General features: G+C 70.5%; 17 protein-coding genes. 10 read left to right on the top strand and 7 right to left on the bottom strand.

Annotated elements, in window-relative coordinates:
- Positions 1 to 6: 6 nt before the first annotated feature.
- The 4 genes from OG966_RS09705 to OG966_RS09690 all read right to left on the bottom strand — a co-directional run bounded on the left by OG966_RS09705 (position 7) and on the right by OG966_RS09690 (position 3,068).
- Entirely contained in the window at positions 7 to 795 is a 789-nt protein-coding gene (locus tag OG966_RS09705; RefSeq protein WP_326649061.1) for an SURF1 family cytochrome oxidase biogenesis protein, read from the bottom strand.
- Between the two features lie 88 nt (positions 796 to 883).
- Positions 884 to 1,117, bottom strand: coding sequence for a hypothetical protein (locus OG966_RS09700; protein WP_266542878.1), 234 nt, complete (start codon positions 1,115 to 1,117; stop codon positions 884 to 886).
- Between the two features lie 63 nt (positions 1,118 to 1,180).
- Positions 1,181 to 2,158, bottom strand: coding sequence for a DEDDh family exonuclease (locus OG966_RS09695; RefSeq protein WP_326649060.1), 978 nt, complete (start codon positions 2,156 to 2,158; stop codon positions 1,181 to 1,183).
- Between the two features lie 289 nt (positions 2,159 to 2,447).
- Positions 2,448 to 3,068, bottom strand: coding sequence for a TetR/AcrR family transcriptional regulator (locus tag OG966_RS09690; RefSeq protein ID WP_326649058.1), 621 nt, complete (start codon positions 3,066 to 3,068; stop codon positions 2,448 to 2,450).
- A gap of 106 nt (positions 3,069 to 3,174) precedes the next feature.
- Between OG966_RS09690 and OG966_RS09685 the strand changes: the two genes are divergently transcribed.
- The 8 genes from OG966_RS09685 (at position 3,175) to OG966_RS09650 (ending at position 10,915) form a co-directional block, all read left to right on the top strand.
- Positions 3,175 to 3,972, top strand: coding sequence for an acetoacetate decarboxylase family protein (locus OG966_RS09685; RefSeq protein ID WP_326649057.1), 798 nt, complete (start codon positions 3,175 to 3,177; stop codon positions 3,970 to 3,972).
- Positions 3,972 to 4,856 (top strand): SDR family NAD(P)-dependent oxidoreductase, encoded by an 885-nt coding sequence (locus OG966_RS09680; RefSeq protein ID WP_326649056.1) that lies wholly within the window; start codon positions 3,972 to 3,974, stop codon positions 4,854 to 4,856. Before OG966_RS09685 ends, OG966_RS09680 begins: the two co-directional genes overlap by 1 nt.
- A 10-nt stretch (positions 4,857 to 4,866) precedes the next feature.
- A complete protein-coding gene (locus OG966_RS09675) occupies positions 4,867 to 6,153 on the top strand; it encodes an amidohydrolase family protein (RefSeq protein WP_326649055.1) in 1,287 nt (428 codons plus the stop codon).
- On the top strand, positions 6,150 to 7,400 hold the full coding sequence (locus tag OG966_RS09670) for an amidohydrolase family protein (protein ID WP_326649054.1): 1,251 nt from the start codon (positions 6,150 to 6,152) through the stop codon (positions 7,398 to 7,400). Before OG966_RS09675 ends, OG966_RS09670 begins: the two co-directional genes overlap by 4 nt.
- A gap of 24 nt (positions 7,401 to 7,424) precedes the next feature.
- Entirely contained in the window at positions 7,425 to 8,147 is a 723-nt protein-coding gene (locus tag OG966_RS09665) for a VIT1/CCC1 transporter family protein (protein ID WP_326649053.1), read from the top strand.
- Positions 8,148 to 8,283: 136 nt separating this feature from the next.
- Positions 8,284 to 9,156 (top strand): sterol desaturase family protein, encoded by an 873-nt coding sequence (locus OG966_RS09660; protein ID WP_326649052.1) that lies wholly within the window; start codon positions 8,284 to 8,286, stop codon positions 9,154 to 9,156.
- Positions 9,153 to 9,842: a lysoplasmalogenase gene (locus OG966_RS09655; protein ID WP_326649051.1), complete on the top strand. Its 690-nt coding sequence runs from the start codon at positions 9,153 to 9,155 to the stop codon at positions 9,840 to 9,842. Before OG966_RS09660 ends, OG966_RS09655 begins: the two co-directional genes overlap by 4 nt.
- A 29-nt stretch (positions 9,843 to 9,871) precedes the next feature.
- Entirely contained in the window at positions 9,872 to 10,915 is a 1,044-nt protein-coding gene (locus tag OG966_RS09650) for a zinc-dependent alcohol dehydrogenase family protein (protein WP_326649050.1), read from the top strand.
- Positions 10,916 to 10,940: 25 nt separating this feature from the next.
- Here OG966_RS09650 and OG966_RS09645 read toward each other — a convergent pair whose 3' ends face one another.
- From OG966_RS09645 to OG966_RS09635, 3 genes are all read right to left on the bottom strand, one after another.
- Complete coding sequence (locus OG966_RS09645) at positions 10,941 to 11,177, bottom strand: hypothetical protein (protein WP_326649049.1); 237 nt, start codon at positions 11,175 to 11,177, stop codon at positions 10,941 to 10,943.
- Positions 11,178 to 11,265: 88 nt separating this feature from the next.
- On the bottom strand, positions 11,266 to 12,705 hold the full coding sequence (locus tag OG966_RS09640) for a CoA transferase (RefSeq protein ID WP_326649048.1): 1,440 nt from the start codon (positions 12,703 to 12,705) through the stop codon (positions 11,266 to 11,268).
- Positions 12,706 to 12,807: 102 nt separating this feature from the next.
- The gene (locus OG966_RS09635) at positions 12,808 to 14,340 is read right to left on the bottom strand and encodes a S8 family peptidase (protein ID WP_326649047.1); all 1,533 of its coding nucleotides are present in this window, start codon (positions 14,338 to 14,340) and stop codon (positions 12,808 to 12,810) included.
- 275 nt (positions 14,341 to 14,615) lie between these two features.
- On the opposite strand from OG966_RS09635, the gene OG966_RS09630 reads away from it, so the two are divergent.
- Together OG966_RS09630 and OG966_RS09625 are read left to right on the top strand one after the other, a co-directional pair.
- Positions 14,616 to 14,981 (top strand): DUF485 domain-containing protein, encoded by a 366-nt coding sequence (locus OG966_RS09630; RefSeq protein WP_326649046.1) that lies wholly within the window; start codon positions 14,616 to 14,618, stop codon positions 14,979 to 14,981.
- Complete coding sequence (locus OG966_RS09625; protein ID WP_326649045.1) at positions 14,978 to 16,618, top strand: solute symporter family protein; 1,641 nt, start codon at positions 14,978 to 14,980, stop codon at positions 16,616 to 16,618. The genes OG966_RS09630 and OG966_RS09625 overlap by 4 nt, the downstream gene beginning before the upstream one ends.
- Positions 16,619 to 16,686: the final 68 nt, after the last annotated feature.

The following is a 16,686-nucleotide window of genomic DNA, read 5'->3' as shown; positions in this document are numbered from 1 at the left end:
CTGCGGTTAAGCGGTCGCGGGGGCGGGCTGCGGGGCGCTCCGGGCGTCGGCTGCCCGGCGGTCGTGCTTCTCGCGGCGTACGAGAATCACCCAGCCGACAGGTACGGCCGCGGCGAACAGCCACCACTGGACGGCGTATGCCATGTGCGGGCCGATGGACTCGTGATCGGGTTCGGGGATCAGTTCCGGATTGCCGCCCGAGGGCTCCGGCGCGCTCTGTTCCAGATAGCCGCCGAGGACGGACCGGCCCAGCGACTTCGTCTGCTGCGCACTGTTGATCAGCATGATCTGGCGGAGCGGCAGGCCGGACAGGTCCTTGATGCCGCTGGCGCTCGTCGTCTCGTCGGCCTTGAGCCGGCCGGTGACGGTCACGGTGCCCTTGGGCGCCGCGGGTACGGGAGGGAAGGACTTCTGGTCGGCGGCGGACGGCACCCAGCCGCGGTTGACCAGGACCGCCCGGCCGTCGGCCAGGACCAGCGGGGTCAGCACATGGAAGCCGACGCGCTCGTCGGCGGAGGTGCGGCGGCGTACGACGACTTCGCGCGCGGTGTCGAAGGTGCCGGTGGCGGTGACCTGGCGCCAGTAGTCGGCGCGCGGCACGGTGTGCCCCGGGGAGGTGAGCTCGGTCACGGGGACGGGCTTCGCCTTGAGGTTCCGCGAGATCAGGGTGTTCTGCTCGACCCGGTGCTCGTGCCGGTGAAGCTGCCAGAAGCCCAGCTCGATCATCGCGGGGATGAGGACGAGGGCGATGAGGGTGAGGATCACCCACTGCCGGGACAACAGGAAGCGGTACACCCCATGACCGTACAACTGGGGTCATGGGGTGCGGAGGGTGGGGGTCGGGGTGCGGTGCCCCCGAGCACCGTGGGCGGGGGCCGTGGGATCAGACTTTGTCGACGATGCCCGCCCTCCCGTCTGCGCGGGCGCAGTGCCCGCCGCAGAACCAGTGGCCCTCGACCTCGACGCCCTGGCCGATGATCTGGACCCGGCAGTGTTCACAGATGGGCGCCATGCGGTGAATGGCGCAGGAGAAGCAGTCGAAGACGTGCACCGCGCCCTGCGCGTGCACCTCGAAGGACATGCCGTAGTCGTTTCCGCATACCTCGCAACGTGCCATGCGCCACAGGGTGGGACGCGAGGCGCCACGGGGCGAGCGGTCGCCGGGCGAGTCGCGCCGGGTTCACTCCGATGCGGGTGCCGGAGCCACGTCCCGCAACAGCTGGGTGAAGGCCGCCTCGTCGATCACCGGCGTGCCGTACGACTTCGCCTTGACGGTCTTCGAGGTCGACGCCTGCGGATCGTTGGTCACCAGCAGGCTGGTCAGCCGGGAGACGCCGGACGCGATATGCAGCCCCGCCTCGATCGCCCGGTCCTCGAGCAGCTCGCGGTCGACGGAGGTGTCGCCCGAGAAGGCCACCCGCATGCCTTGCACGAGCGGTTTGTCCGCCTGGTATCGCCCGGGGTTGGGATAGGGGCACGGCGGGCGTTTGCGCGAGGGCCGCCAACTGCTCTGCCCGTACGAGGCCTGGTAGCCGATCCGCGGGGCGGCGGGGGAGTCCGACCACTCGGTCAGCGGGCGGCACTCCAGCAGCGGCAGTCGCACCCCGTCGCGGGCCGCGGTGTGCAGACTCGGCCGGAACGCCTCGGCCAGCACGCGCGCGTCGTCGAGCGCGTGGTGCGCCCGCTGCTGTACGACACCGAAGTGCGCGGCGAGCGACGCCAGCTTGTGGTTGGGCAGCGGCAGCCGCAGCTCCTTGGAGAGCGCGATGGTGCACAGCCGCTGACGGGTGGGCGCGGTCCCCTCCGCGCGTGCGTACTCCCGGGCGATCATCGACCAGTCGAAGATGGCGTTGTGCGCGACGAGGACCCGGCCGTCGAGCCGCTCGGCGAACTCGCCCGCGATCTCGCCGAAGAGCGGGGCGCCCTCCAGCACATCGCTGGTCAGACCGTGGATCCACACCGGGCCCGGATCCCGCTCCGGGTTGACCAGGGTGTACCAGTGGTCCTCGACATTGCCCCGGGCGTCGAGGCGGTACACCGCAGCGGAGATTATCCGGTCGTCGCGGGCGAGTCCGGTGGTCTCCACGTCGACGACCGCGTACCCCTGTGGGTACGCGGCCGGCCACGTTGTTGCTGCGGTTGTACGGTCGTCGAGCATGGTCACAGAGAATACGGGCCGGGACTGACAGGCCCGCCATCCGCCCGGCCGCATGGCCGGTTCGGTGTCGGGGTGCTGACGGTGACCAGGTCCGGGCCGCGGCGGCCGAAGGACCGCTCCGGTCACGAGCGGGTGGACCGCTCCGGTCACGAGCGGGCGGGCGGTGACTGTCGCTCCATCGGGGGACACGGAACCACGCCATGGGCGAGCAACAGCCGCCTGCCGGCCCCGGGTTCGGAGTCGGGCGCGTCGGCGCTGTTATCGGCCCCGAGACTCCTGACGTCCGGTTTCAGCCGTCCAGCAGGGCGCTCACCAGCGCCCGTACGGAGGCGGTGAACAGCTTCTCCGGATCGGCGGGGCGCGCCAGCGCACGGGCCAGCGCCGGGTCGTGCTCCGCCGCGCCGGCGGCCTCCCACAACTCGCCCTCCCCCGGCGACTGGACGGGCGAGCGTTCGCGGTTGCGCTCGACGAGTACGAAGCCGACGACCTGGAACTGCACGGCGCGCACAGCCTCGGCTGCGCGCGCCCCGCGCAGCCCCGCCGCGTGCACCTCATGGACGAGCGCCTGTTGGGCGGGCAGGAACATCCTTTCGGTGAGCCCCCGTTCATGGACCATCGCGATCAGATGAGGACGGTCCCGCAGCTCACGACGGAGCTTGCGCGCGACCGAGACCGCGCGCTCGGCGGGTGTACGGCCGGTGGGCCGGATGGCGCCCATCTCCTGCACCGTGCGCTCGACCAGAGCGTCGAGCAGCGACTCGCGATTGCCGACATGCCAGTAGATCGAGGTGACGGCGGTGCCGAGCCCGGCGGCGAGCTTGCGCATCGTCAGGGCCTGCGGGCCGTGCTGCCTGACGAGGACGGCAGCCGAGTCGAGGACCTCTTCGCGGGTCAGGGCGGTTCTCGGCATGGTGCCCCCAATTCCGGTACGCGCACGGCTCTTTACCCTTCATCGCCTCCGGTGTAACTGTGTTACAGACCCCGGAGAGGAACACCCCACGAAGGGCGGGTACGACATGGCACGCGTACGGTACGGCGCGCGCACCGAGGCGGAGATCGCCGCGGCCCGTGCATCCAGTTCCAAGCTCCCCGACATCTGGTCCACGGGCGTGACGGCAGTGTGGGAGAGCGACCCGGACGCGGTGGCGGCCGTACTGCCGCCGCCGCTCAAGCCCACCGAGCGGCCGCTCGTACGGGCCGGCATCAGCAAGGTCGATCTGCCCGGCTATCGGCTGGGAGCGGGCTCCGTGGCGGTCGCCGCGCTGCACGACGGCCGCGAGGGGTGGTACCCGCTCGTCATGCCGATGACCCATGAGCGCGCGCTGATCGGCGGCCGTGAGGTCTTCGGCGAGCCGAAGAAGCTGGGCGAGGTCGGGGTCGAACGCGACGGCCTGGTCGTACGGGCGGTGCTCGCCCGGCACGGCATCGCCTTCGTCGAGGTGCGGGGCGCGGTGGACGGACCCCTTCCGCTGCCCGAGCCGGCCGAGAAGCTCGACTTCTACTTCAAGTTCCTGCCCGCCGTGGACGGCCAGGGCTTCGACGCCGACCCGGTCCTCGTCCACTGCACCCGTAACGAGAAGTTCCGCAAGCTGGAGAGGATCACCGGCGACATCGTGCTGCGGGAGTCCATGTACGACCCCGTCGCCGACCTCCCCGTACGCCGCGTGGTCGAGCTCACCGTCGGCGAGAAGACCACCGACCAGAAGGGCCGGGTCGTGGAACGGGTCAGCGCGCAGGCGCTGCTGCCCTACATCCATCAGCGCTACGACGACCCTCGGCAGATCCTCGACGGCCCGCCAGAGGGGAGCGTCTGATGGAGCTGACGGCGGGACAGGTCGCCGTCGTCACGGGTGCCGCGAGCGGCGTCGGCCTTGCGATGGCGCGCCGCTTCGCGGCGGACGGGCTGAAGGTCGTCCTCGCGGACGTCGAGGAGAAGGCGCTGAGCGCGGCCGCGGACGAACTGACCGGGGAAGGCGCCCGGGTGCTCGCCCGCACCGTCGACGTCAGCGACCGGGCCTCCTTGTTCGCGCTGGCGGACGCGGCGTACAGGACCTTCGGCGCCGTCCATGTCCTGTGCAACAACGCGGGCGTCGGTTCCGGCGCCGAGGGCCGGATGTGGGAACACGAGCCCAACGACTGGAAGTGGGCCTTCGCGGTCAACGTCTGGGGCGTCTTCCACGGCATCCAGGCCTTCGTGCCGCGCATGATCGAGAGCGGCGAGCCCGGCCATGTCGTCAACACCTCGTCGGGCGACGGCGGAATCGCCCCGCTGCCCACCGCCTCCGTCTACGCCGTCACCAAGGCTGCGGTCGTGACGATGACCGAGTCGCTGTACGCGCATCTGAAGGCGGAGCACGCGCGTGTGGGCGCGTCCGTGCTCTTCCCGGGACCGCACATGCTGCGCACCGGACTGTGGGAGTCGCACCGCAACCGGCCCGAGCGCTATGCCAAGGAGCGGCCGCGCAGGACGCCGTACCGCAGCCTCGACCAGTGGGAGGCGGCGATGAGGGACGCAGGGCACGAGGTGACGTTCACGCCGGTCGAGGAGGTCGCCGCACTCGTCGTGGACGGGATCCGTGCGGACCGGTTCTGGATGCTGCCGGAGAGCGAGCGCAGCGACCGGCAGATCCGCGCCAGGTCGCAGTCGATGCTCGACCGCGCCGACCCGTCGTACCTGGAAAGCTTCATTCTCGATTGAGGGATGCGTGATGGCGGACCCGTACCTGATCATCTCCTCCGACTGCCATGCCGGACTGCCGACCGAGCAGTACCGGCCCTATCTGGACAGCAGGTTCCACCGGGCCTTCGACGAATTCCTCGCCGGGCGCGACGCGCGCCGCGAGGAGATGAACCGGCTCGGTGTACGCAACGAGGCCTTCGCGGCCAAGTGGTTCAGCGACAACTCGGAAGGTCTGAAGGGAGGCTGGGACAGCGCCCAGCGGATCAAGGAGCTCGACGGCGACGGAGTGGCGGCCGAAGTCGTCTTCCCCGACGCGGACGCCGTGGACAGCCGCACCGCCGCGCCCTTCGGGGTCGGCCTCGGACTCTCCGGCGACCAGGACCCCGGCCTCGGTATGGCGGGCGCACAGGCGCACAACCGCTGGCTTGCCGAGTTCGTCGGCGGGAACACGGAGAACGCGGCACGTCACTGCGGGGTCGCCCTGCTGCCTGTCACCGGCGAGGTCGACAGTGTCGTCGCCGAGATCCACCGGGCCAGGGAGTCCGGGCTCGGCGCGCTGATGATCCCCTCGATGTGGGTGGACAAGGCGCCCTACCACGATCGCCGTTACGACCCCGTGTGGGCCGCCGCCGCCGAGACCGGTATGCCGGTGCTCACCCACTCCGGCGCGGCTCCACGCCATGAGTACGGCGACCACCTGGGCATCTACGTCTCGGAGGTCACCTGGTGGCCGGCCCGCCCGCTGTGGTTCCTGCTCTGGTCGGGCGTCTTCGAACGCCACCCGCGCCTGAAGTTCGGCGTCGCCGAGTCCGGCTGCTGGTGGCTGCCGAACCTCCTGTGGTTCATGGACCGGCTCTACCTCGGAGCCCACGGCGGGAAGAAACTGTCGCCGTTCGCCGAGCTGAAGAGGCCGCCGAGCGAGTATCTCGACCGGCAGATCTTCATCTGCGCCACCAACACCAAGCGGCGCGAGCTGGCGCAGCGGTACGAGATAGGCGTCGACAACATCCTCTGGGGCAGCGACTTCCCTCATCCGGAAGGGACCTGGCCCAACACCCGCGTATGGCTGAGGAACACCTTCCACGACATCCCGGTCGCCGAGACCCGGCGCATGCTCGGCCTGGCCGCGGCGGAGGTTTTCGGCTTCGACGTGTCCGCGCTGGAGCCGGTCGCCCGGCGGATCGGCCCGACGCCGGCCGAGCTGGGCCAGTCCGACGACCAGGCGGCCGTCGAGGCGTCGTGGGCGAGGTCGCGAGAGGTGGGCCGGCACTGGCTGACCGACAACGACTTCCCGGTCCTGGGAGCGTCCTCATGACGGGCCGCACCACCGACCGCGCGACGGACCGCTACACCGTCATCTCCGCCGACTGCCACGCCGGCGCCGATCTCCCCGACTACAAGCCGTACTTGGAGAAGAGGTACCACGAGGACTTCGACGCCTGGGCGGACACCTACATCAATCCGTACGAGGATCTCCTCGCCGACACGGCCGACCGCAACTGGAACTCGGACCGGCGGCTGGCCGAGCTGGAGGTGGACGGCATCGTCGCCGAGGTCGTCTTCCCCAACACCATCCCGCCCTTCTTCCCCAGCGCCTCCCTGATGGCTCCGGCGCCGACGCGGGAGGAGTACGAGCACCGCTGGGCCGGACTGCGTGCCCACAACCGCTGGCTCGCCGACTTCTGCGCGGCGGCCCCCGGGCGCCGGGCGGGCGTCGCGCAGATCCTGCTCAACGACGTGGACGAGGCGGTCCGCGAGATCCACCGGATCAAGGAGGCGGGCCTCACCGGCGGGATCCTGCTGCCCGGTACCCCGCCGGGCTCGGGTCTGCCCGAGCTGTACTCGCAGACGTACGACCCGGTCTGGGCGGTCTGCGACGAGCTCGGCATACCGGTCAACCACCACGGCGGCTCGGCGTCCCCGCCGCTGGGCGACGAACCGGCGGCCCGGGCGGTGTTCATGGTGGAGACCACCTGGTTCTCGCACCGGGCGCTGTGGCACCTGATCTTCGGCGGCGCCTTCCGCCGCCACCCGGGCCTGAGACTGGTCCTCACCGAACAGGGTTCCGGGTGGATTCCGGGCGTGCTCGACATGCTGGACTACTACCACTCGCGCCTGGTGGCCGCGGCGAACAGGGCCGTCACCGCCGAGTCCAAGTTCGGTGCCGGGCTTGCCGCTTCGATGGGCAGAGGTCCGAGCGAGGTCTGGCGCGACAACTGCTTCGTCGGCGCGAGCTTCATGCGTCCGCACGAGGTGCCGCTGCGCGACCGGATCGGCCTCGACAAGATCATGTGGGGCAGCGACTATCCGCACGACGAGGGCACGGCCCCGTACTCCCGCGAAGGTCTCCGCATCGCCTACGCGGGTCTGCCGAGGGACGAGGTCGCGGCGATGGCCGGCGGCAACGCCGCGCGTGTCTACGGTTTCGACCTGGGCATCCTCGACCCGATCGCGGCGAAGGTCGGTCCGACGGTCGAGGAGATCGCCGAGCCCCTGGGGGAGATACCGGCCGACGCGACGAGTCCCGCCTTCGCGCGGGGCGGGTCGGTGCGCGTCTGGTGACGGGCCGGGTGAGAGTCTCCCGAGGTGACTGACGTACCCCACGACGCACCTCACGACGAAGCCCACGGCGGGGCGCTCGGCTCGCGGCTCAACTGGCTCCGTGCCGCGGTACTCGGCGCCAACGACGGCGTCGTCTCCACCGCGGGCCTCGTCGTCGGCGTCGCCGGAGCCACGAGCTCGCGCGACACCCTGCTCACCGCGGGTCTGGCGGGACTGCTGGCCGGCTCCATGTCGATGGCGGCCGGTGAGTACGTCTCCGTATCCGCGCAGCGCGACTCGGAGAAGGCGGCGCTGGCCATGGAGCGACGCGAGCTGCGCGAACAGCCGGAGGAGGAACTCGAGGAGCTGACCGGTCTGTTGGCGGCCCGCGGCCTGTCCCTGGAAGTGGCCCGCGAGGCGGCGGAACAGCTCACCGAACGGGACGCGCTGCGCGCCCACGCGCGCGTCGAGCTCGGCATCGACCCGGACCAACTGACGAACCCCTGGCACGCGGCAGGCGCCAGCTTCCTGGCCTTCACGGTCGGCGCGCTGCTGCCGCTGCTGGCGATCGTTCTGCCGCCGCCGTCGATGCGGTTGTACGTCACCGTGTTCTCGGTGCTCGCGGCCCTGGCCCTGACGGGCTGGTGGAGCGCACGCCTGGGCGCGGCGGCCGCGGGCCCGGCGGTGCTGAGGAACATGGGCGGCGGAGCGGTGGCGATGGCGGTGACATACGGGGCGGGTTCGCTGCTGGGCGCGGCGGGCGTCTGAGATACGACCGCACCGTACCCGTACCGGACTCGCGACAGCTTGGCGGAAGTCACCAACGGTTGATGACAACTTGTCTCGCATACTTGTCGGTAACACCATCTAGCCGCGCCACGGCCCCCGCCTCTACGGTGCACCCATGCCGAACCTGCCCGATGTCGTGCTGTGGTCGATACCCGCCTTCGTGCTGCTCAGCGCCCTGGAGATGGTGACCGTCCGCCTCCATCCCGACGAGGATGCCGCCGGGTACGACACCAGGGACGCCGCCACCAGCGTCGGCATGGGGCTCGGCAGTCTTGTCTTCGACTTCCTGTGGAAGATCCCCATCGTCGCGATCTACACCGCGGTCTACGAGCTCACCCCCGCACGCGTCCCCGTCCTGTGGTGGACGATCCTGCTGATGCTGCTCGCGCAGGACTTCTTCTACTACTGGTCCCACCGCGGCCACCATGTCATCCGGATCCTGTGGGCCTGCCATGTCGTGCACCACTCGAGCCGGAAGTTCAACCTCACCACCGCGCTGCGCCAGCCCTGGACGAGTCTGACGGTCTGGCCGTTCTATCTGCCGCTCATCGCGTGCGGTGTGCATCCGGCCGCGCTCGCCTTCTGCTCGTCCGCCAGCCTCGTGTACCAGTTCTGGGTGCACACCGAGCGGATCGACAAGCTGCCGCGGCCCCTGGAGTACGTACTGAACACGCCCTCCCACCACCGGGTGCATCACGCCTCCCAAGGCGGCTATCTGGACCGGAACTTCGGCGGGATCCTGATCGTCTGGGACCGGCTCTTCGGGTCGTTCACGCCCGAGACCGAGCGGCCCGTGTTCGGGCTCACCAAGAACATCGGGACCCACAACCCGCTGCGGGTCGCCACGCATGAGTACGCGGCGATCGCCCGGGACGTACGAGCCGCGGACAGCTGGCGCGAGCGGGCCGGGCGGGTCTTCCGTGGCCCCGGCTGGCAGCCGGAGCCACGGACTGCGGCGGCGGCCGCCGCGCCGGAGGCCGCCGCGTGAGCACGCGGCGGCACGAGCCCACCGCTGTCGCCGGCCGTGCGTCCCGCGATCGGACCGGCCGGGCCCTCCTCCTCTCCTTCCTCCTCGCAGTCGGCTGCGATCTGGCCTTCCTCGTCCTCGGCCCGGACATCGGGCACCAGGTCGCCAAGCCCCTCCTGATGCCGCTGCTCGCGGCATACGCCATCACCCGCGGTGCGCCCCGGACGCTCGTCGCCGCGCTGCTCTTCGGCTGGGGCGGCGATGTCTTCCTGCTCGGCGACGCGGACTGGGCCTTCCTCGTCGGCATGGGGTCATTCGCTGCCGGACACGTCTGCTACCTGGTCCTCTTCGGACGTACGCGTACCTCCGGACTGCTCGCGGCGGTCTTCGGCACCGCTCTCGTCGCCGCCGTCGCGCAACTGTGGCCCGACCTCCCTGCCGAGCTGCGCATCCCGGTCGCCGGTTACTCGCTGCTGCTCACCGCCATGGCCTACCGCTCCAGCGGACTCGGCCTCGTCGCCCGCGCGGGCGGCGCGCTCTTTCTGCTCTCCGACACGCTGATCGCCACCGGTGTCGCCGAGTGGCCGCAGCCACCGGCGCCCGACTTCTGGATCATGCTCACCTACTGCGCGGCGCAGCTGCTGCTGGCCACCGGCGTGCTGCTGCGGGTTCCGCAGGCGTACCGTGAGAGTCCTACATTCGTATGACACTCATCTGATCAGCAAGGAATTGCCGCATGCGCGCCACCGTCATCCACGCCCCGCACGACATCCGCGTGGAGGAGGTGCCCGATCCGGCGATCCAGCAGCCCACCGACGTGGTCCTGCGTGTCCTGCGCGCCTGCATCTGCGGCAGTGACCTGTGGGCGTACCGCGGTGAGTCCGCGCGCCGGCCGGGACAGCGCATCGGGCACGAGTTCCTCGGCGTGGTCGAGGAGGCCGGTTCCGCGGTCAGCGGCTTCGCGCCCGGCGACCTCGTCGTCGCCCCGTTCGTCTGGTCCGACGGCACCTGTGACTTCTGCGGCGAGGGCCTGCACACGTCCTGCCCGCAGGGCGGCTTCTGGGGCTCGGTCGGCTCCGACGGCGGGCAGGGCGAGGCCGTGCGCGTGCCCTTCGCCGACGGCACCCTGGTCAAACTCCCGGCCGAAGCCGCCTCCGACGACCGGCTGCTGACCGCGCTGCTCGCGCTCTCCGACGTCATGGGCACCGGGCACCACGCCGCCGTCGGCGCCGGGGTGCGGGCCGGCTCCACGGTCGCGGTCGTCGGCGACGGCGCGGTCGGGCTGTGCGGGGTGCTGGCCGCCAAGCGGCTCGGCGCCGAGCGGATCATCGCCCTCGGCCGCCACCAGGTGCGTACCGACATCGCGAAGACCTTCGGCGCCACCGATGTCGTCGCGGAGCGCGGCGAAGCTGCCGTCGCGGCCGTCCGCGAGCTGACCGGCGGTCAGGGCGCGCACGCCGTGATCGAGGCCGTCGGCACCGAGCAGTCGATGCGTACGGCCGTCGGGATCACCCGCGACGGCGGCGCGATCGGCTACGTGGGCGTGCCCCACGGCAGCGGCACCGGCCTGGACCTCGGCGTGATGTTCGACCGGAACATCGCCCTGCGTGGGGGCGTCGCGCCCGTCCGCGCCTACATCCCCGAGCTGCTGCCCGACATTCTGGACGGCACGATCGACCCGTCGCCCGTCTTCGACCTGTCGGTCGGCCTCGACGGCGTACCGGCCGGCTACAAGGCGATGGACGAGCGCACCGCGCTCAAGGTCATCATCAAGCCGTGACCGGGGCCTGACCCGGATCGCCGGATCAGGCCGCCGGGCTCTCCGCGGCCACGGCCCGCGGCTCGCGGACGCGGCGCGGCCTGATCTCGCGTGGCAGCTCGGAGTGCTTGTGGCGCAGGACCCAGCCCTGCGCCACAAGCGTCCTAAGGACGTGACCGGCGCCCACGGCGCGGTACTTGCACAGCGGCGTCCCACAGGTCGACGGCGGCCCGGCGTTGTTCTCGCCGTGCGGCGCGGTCGCCCTGCGCGTCCGGTCCGCCACCGCCCGCTCCGCGCGCCGGCCGTGGAAGACCGTGCCGCCCTCGTGCCGGAGCCCGGGCCACGGCAGAACCAGCGGCCGGGCGTGCGGCTCAGCGCCACTCGGGCGGGTCGGCTCCCCAAAAGCCGGGTGGGCGCAACCAGTTGGCGGGGCCGCCGGTGAAGGAGACCGGCGCCACGGCGTGCCGCAGCCGGCCCATGGGGCTGTCCGTCTCCGTGAGCCACTGTTCGGGGGCGTACACAGCGCCAACCCCGGCCTCCTCGGCCGGATCCTTCCTGAGCCGGTTCATCAGCCAGGCCGCCGTCTGGGTGAGGGAGAGCCGGACCAGCCTGGCCCTGCCCTCGTCGTGCTGCTCGGTGAGTGCGCGCAGCACGCCGGCCGCCAGCAGATATCCGGTGCCGTGGTCCAGCGCCTGGGCGGGCAGCGCGCCGGGCTGTCCGTGATCGCCCTCGACCGCCGCGATACCGGTCGCCACCTGCACCAGACTGTCGAAGCCGCGCCGTTCGGCCCACGGCCCGTACCGGCCCCATGCGGAGAGCTGCGCGATCACCAGCCCCGGGTTGCGTGCGGCGAGCGCTGCGGGTGCCATTCCGCGGAACCGGTCCAGTGCGCCGGGACGGTAGCCCAGCACCACCACATCGGCGCTCTCCAGCAGTTCCTCGAAGATCCGCCGGTCGCGAACCCTGTCGCCCAGGTCCAGCAGGGTCGAACGCTTCCCCATCCCCGTGTCGTTGTGCGCCTCCTGGCTCTCCGGCAGGCGGGGGGAGTCGATCCGCAGCACATCCGCGCCGAGCAGCGCGAGAGTGCGGGTGGCGATCGGCCCGGCGAGTACCCGGGTGAGATCCAGGACCCGCAGCCCGGCGGCCGGAAGCAGAGTCTGGCCCGTCAACTCCGGCAAGATGCGCGGTGGCTGCTCGTCGAGTTCATGGACCGGCGTGAGGGCCAGCAGCGGGTGCGCGGCGGCCCGCGATCCCTGGTCGTGCGCCGCCCACTCTTCGGGCGTACGGGCGGCGACGGCGAGACCGCCGGCCGCGTACACGGTCTCCTCGACCTCCAGGGCCCGCCGCCGGCCGATCCCCGCGGCGACGGCCTCCACATCCGCGTCGCCGGGCAGCCCGAGTGCGGACAGCAACCGGGCCCGGTGATGCGGGTAGTTGGCGTGCGTACGGACCCAGCCGTCCTCCGCCCGCCAGAAGCGGGACAGCGGGGCGAAGGTCGTCGGCGCCACGCCGTCGACCCGTACCAGCCGGTCGCTGTGGAACGCTGCGGTCACCGCCCCGTCGTCGACCCGGACGGCCGGGACCGGACCACCGGTGCGGCGCGCGGCGAGTTCGGCGGCGGCCAGTGCGCAGACCGCCACGCAGGAGCGGGCCAGCTCCATGACGGGCAGCCGGGCGGGCAGTCCGCCCGTGCCTTCGTACCTGACGCGGTCGAGGAGCGCGGGATCGCCGCCGAGCGCCGCCCACGCGTGTGCCGTGCCGCTCGAAGACGTGCCGCCCGAAGACGTACCGCTCAAGGATGTGTGAGCCATGCACGCACTATGGCACCGAGTGCCACCCGAGTGCCATGGGAACCCGCGGCCACGCGAAGGGGCCGGACGCGGAACTCCGCGTCCGGCCCCCGGGAAGCACCGTTACCGGCGAACCGCGTCCAGGGCGTCGGCGACGCCCGTTCCGTAGAAGCTGTTGTCGCGCTTGCCGCCCTCGCACACCGCGTCGACCGTGCCGTCGCCGTTGATGTCGTACGGGTTGGTGCAGGCCGTGTCGTCGGCCTGCGCGTAGAGCAGCGCCTTCACCTGCGCCGCCGAAGCGTGCGGGTGGGTCGACTTGATCAGCGCGACCACGCCCGCGACATGCGGCGAGGCCATCGACGTACCGGCCTTGTAACCGTACTTGCCGCCCGGCAGCGTGGACAGGATCCGGCCGTCGACGGCCGGCGCCTCCGGCTTCTGGAAGACGGTCGAGTCACCGCCCGGGGCGGAGATGTCGATGACGCCGAGACCGTAGTTGGAGTACGAGGACTTCAGGTTCTTCGCACCCAGTGCGGAGACGGTGACGACCCCGGGAATCTGGGTGGGAATGTCCAGGCACTCACGGGGGTTGATGACCCGCTCGACGGGGGTGGTGTCGTTCGGGCTCGTCGTGTCCGTGATCTCGTCGGCGGCCAGGTCCATCTCGGAGTTGCCGGCCGCGGCGACATTCACCGTGCCCTTGCGCTCCGCGTACCGGATGGCCCGGGCGTGAGCCTCGACGAGAGCGCCCTGGTCGGGGTCGTTCTTGCAGTTGAACAGCCACGGGTCGGTGTAGTAGCTGTTGTTGGTCACATCGACGCCGTGCTCGGCGGCCCAGACAAAGCCGCAGACGACCGCTTCGGTGTAGAAGAAGCCGTCCGTGGTCGCCACCTTGATGCCGGCGACCTTGACGCCCGGTGCGACACCGGTGACGCCGATACCGTTCTTGGCCGCGGCGATCGTGCCCGCGACATGCGTGCCGTGGTCGCTCTCGTTGGCGGCCGGCCGCCAGGAGCCGGGCGTGGTGTCCGGCTTGCCGCTCACGCAGTTGGCCGACGCGTTGGCGTTGAAGTTGGGCGCGAGGTCGGGGTGCGTGTCGTCGACACCCGTGTCGATGACCGCGACCGTGACCTTCTTGCTGCCCAGCGTCTTCTGGTGTGCCTTGTCCGCCTTGATGGCGGGCAGGTCCCACTGGAGCGGCTCGAGCGGGTCCTGCCCCGTCGTGGCCTGCGCTGCCGCGGTCTTCGCCTCCTGGGCGGTCAGCGGGCGCTCGGAGTCGATCGCCGTGTCACTCGCGGGGGCGATCGGCGCAGTGCGCGTCGCGCCGGCCGATGCGACCCCCCGGACCGTACGGATCGCCTTGGCGAAGTCCGGGTTCTGCGAGTGAACGACGATGACGCCTATCTGGTCGTAGGCGATCACCACCGAGCCGCCGGCCTTGGCTATCGCCTTCTTGACCGACTTGGCGGTGCCGTGGCCGCCCTTGACGTTCACGACGTACGACAGCTTCGGGCCGTCGGTCACCACCGCGGCGGGAACTTCGTCCGCGGGAGCGGCCGAGGCCGCTCCCGCCGGAAGGAAGCCGAGCGAGGCCGTGAGCGCCAGACCTGCAGGCAGGGCGAGTGCGCGCCGCCGTCTGGATCCCAGATGAGCCATGGGTTCTCCACATCATCCGTGAAAACCGCCCAGGCATACGCGAATGGGCGGGTACATGACCAGTGAAGCTATCGCTGATCATGCGGACCCATCAATGAGTTCGAAAAGAAACCAGGAAGAAGCCGGGAAGAAAGTGGCCGGAGTTGAACCGGTTCGCAGCGCTCTCCGTGCCGTTGTCAGGGGATGGAGCAACATCCAACCGTCCCCGACTGTGAGGTTTCGCTGTGACCATCCCCAAGTCCTTCCCCACCGCACCCGCGTCACGAGGAGATTCCGTGGCTACCGATGCACTGCCGCCCCCGGGCGGTACGGACACCAGCCCCGCTCAGCCCACGACAGAGTCGTTCGTCGAGGTGCAGGAGAGTGCGGAATTCGGCGAACTGCGCCGCACATACCGCTCCTTCGCCTTCCCCCTGACCGTTGCCTTCATCGCCTGGTATCTGCTGTACGTCCTGCTGTCCAACTACGCCGGCGGCTTCATGGGCACGAAGCTCTTCGGCAACATCAACGTCGCCCTCGTCTTCGGACTCGCCCAGTTCGCCACCACCTTCCTCATCGCCTGGCTCTACTCGCGTCACGCTGCCGCGAAGCTCGACCCGAAGGCCGACGCGATCAAGTCCCGTATGGAGGCTGACGCATGAGCGCCGCGTACGCCGCGAATCCCACGGTCCTGCTCGCCGCCGAAGGGGCGAGCGAGCACCGGCCGCTGATCATCACGCTTTTCGCGTGTTTCGTCGTCGCGACCCTCGTCATCACGGTGTGGGCCGGCCGGCAGACCAAGAACGCCGCCGACTTCTATGCCGGCGGCCGTCAGTTCACCGGATTCCAGAACGGCCTCGCCGTCTCCGGCGACTACATGTCCGCCGCGTCGTTCCTCGGTATCGCCGGCGCCATCGCGCTCTTCGGCTACGACGGCTTCCTGTACTCGATCGGTTTCCTGGTCGCCTGGCTGGTCGCTCTGCTGCTGGTCGCCGAACCGCTGCGCAACTCCGGCCGCTACACGATGGGCGATGTCCTCGCCTACCGGATGCGCCAGCGCCCTGTCCGTACCGCCGCCGGCACCTCCACCATCGTCGTCTCGATCTTCTATCTGCTGGCGCAGATGGCGGGGGCGGGCGTGCTGGTCTCGCTGCTGCTCGGCATCACCAGCGACGCGGGCAAGATCGCTATCGTCGCGCTGGTCGGCGTTCTGATGATCGTGTACGTGACCATCGGCGGGATGAAGGGCACCACCTGGGTGCAGATGGTCAAGGCCGTCCTGCTCATCGCGGGCACCGTGCTCATCACCTTCCTGATCCTGCTGAAGTTCAACTTCAACCTCTCGGACCTGCTCGGCTCGGCGGCGAAGAACAGCGGCAAGGGATCGGCGTTCCTGGAGCCCGGTCTCAAGTACGGCGCCACCAGCATCTCGAAGCTGGACTTCATCTCGCTCGGCATCGCGCTGGTCCTCGGCACCGCGGGCCTGCCGCACATCCTGATCCGGTTCTACACAGTGCCGACCGCCAAGGCCGCCCGTAAGTCCGTGAACTGGGCCATCGGCATCATCGGTGCCTTCTACCTGATGACGATCGTGCTCGGCTTCGGCGCGGCCGCGCTGCTCAAGCCCGGCGACATCATCGCCTCGAACAAGGCGGGCAATACCGCGGCTCCACTGGCGGCGCTGGAGATCGGCGGCGGATCAGGCTCCACCGGGGGCTCGATTCTGCTGGCGGTCATCTCTGCGGTCGCCTTCGCCACCATCCTCGCGGTGGTCGCGGGCCTCACCCTGGCGTCCTCGTCGTCGTTCGCGCACGACATCTACGCGAACGTCATCCGCAAGGGCCAGGCCACCGAGAAGGAAGAGGTCCGCGCCGCCCGCTGGGCGACGGTCGCCATCGGCATCGTCTCCATCGCGCTCGGGGCGCTCGCCCGTGACCTGAACGTCGCCGGCCTGGTGGCGCTCGCCTTCGCGGTCGCCGCGTCGGCGAATCTGCCGACGATCCTCTACAGCCTGTTCTGGAAGAGGTTCACCACGAAGGGCGCCCTGTGGTCCATCTACGGCGGCCTGACCGCGTCGGTGGTGCTGGTGCTCTTCTCGCCGGTCGTCTCCGGCAAGCCCACCTCGATGTTCAAGGAAGCGGACTTCTACTGGTTCCCGCTGGAGAACCCGGGCATCGTCTCGATCCCGCTGGGCTTCCTGCTCGGCTGGCTCGGCTCCCTCCTGTCGAAGGAGGAGCCCGACAAGGGCAAGTACGCGGAGCTCGAGGTCAAGTCCCTCACCGGGATCGGGGCACACTGATCCGAGACCTTGGTACCGAGTGCCCGGCACGGCCGCGTCGTAGGGTCCTACGACGCGTCCGTGCCGCT

Source organism: Streptomyces sp. NBC_01750, from assembly GCF_035918095.1.
Taxonomy (GTDB): Bacteria; Actinomycetota; Actinomycetes; order Streptomycetales; family Streptomycetaceae; genus Streptomyces.
Note: the sequence above shows the minus strand (reverse complement) of the source record. Positions and strands in the feature narration are given on the sequence as shown.

Coding starts and splice junctions, on each gene's coding strand:
- OG966_RS09700 (WP_266542878.1), bottom strand. CDS start 1,117: ATGGCACGTTGCGAGGTATGCGGAAACGACTACGGCATGTCCTTCGAG.
- OG966_RS09695 (WP_326649060.1), bottom strand. CDS start 2,158: ATGCTCGACGACCGTACAACCGCAGCAACAACGTGGCCGGCCGCGTAC.
- OG966_RS09690 (WP_326649058.1), bottom strand. CDS start 3,068: ATGCCGAGAACCGCCCTGACCCGCGAAGAGGTCCTCGACTCGGCTGCC.
- OG966_RS09685 (WP_326649057.1), top strand. CDS start 3,175: ATGGCACGCGTACGGTACGGCGCGCGCACCGAGGCGGAGATCGCCGCG.
- OG966_RS09680 (WP_326649056.1), top strand. CDS start 3,972: ATGGAGCTGACGGCGGGACAGGTCGCCGTCGTCACGGGTGCCGCGAGC.
- OG966_RS09675 (WP_326649055.1), top strand. CDS start 4,867: ATGGCGGACCCGTACCTGATCATCTCCTCCGACTGCCATGCCGGACTG.
- OG966_RS09670 (WP_326649054.1), top strand. CDS start 6,150: ATGACGGGCCGCACCACCGACCGCGCGACGGACCGCTACACCGTCATC.
- OG966_RS09660 (WP_326649052.1), top strand. CDS start 8,284: ATGCCGAACCTGCCCGATGTCGTGCTGTGGTCGATACCCGCCTTCGTG.
- OG966_RS09650 (WP_326649050.1), top strand. CDS start 9,872: ATGCGCGCCACCGTCATCCACGCCCCGCACGACATCCGCGTGGAGGAG.
- OG966_RS09640 (WP_326649048.1), bottom strand. CDS start 12,705: ATGGCTCACACATCCTTGAGCGGTACGTCTTCGGGCGGCACGTCTTCG.
- OG966_RS09635 (WP_326649047.1), bottom strand. CDS start 14,340: ATGGCTCATCTGGGATCCAGACGGCGGCGCGCACTCGCCCTGCCTGCA.
- OG966_RS09625 (WP_326649045.1), top strand. CDS start 14,978: ATGAGCGCCGCGTACGCCGCGAATCCCACGGTCCTGCTCGCCGCCGAA.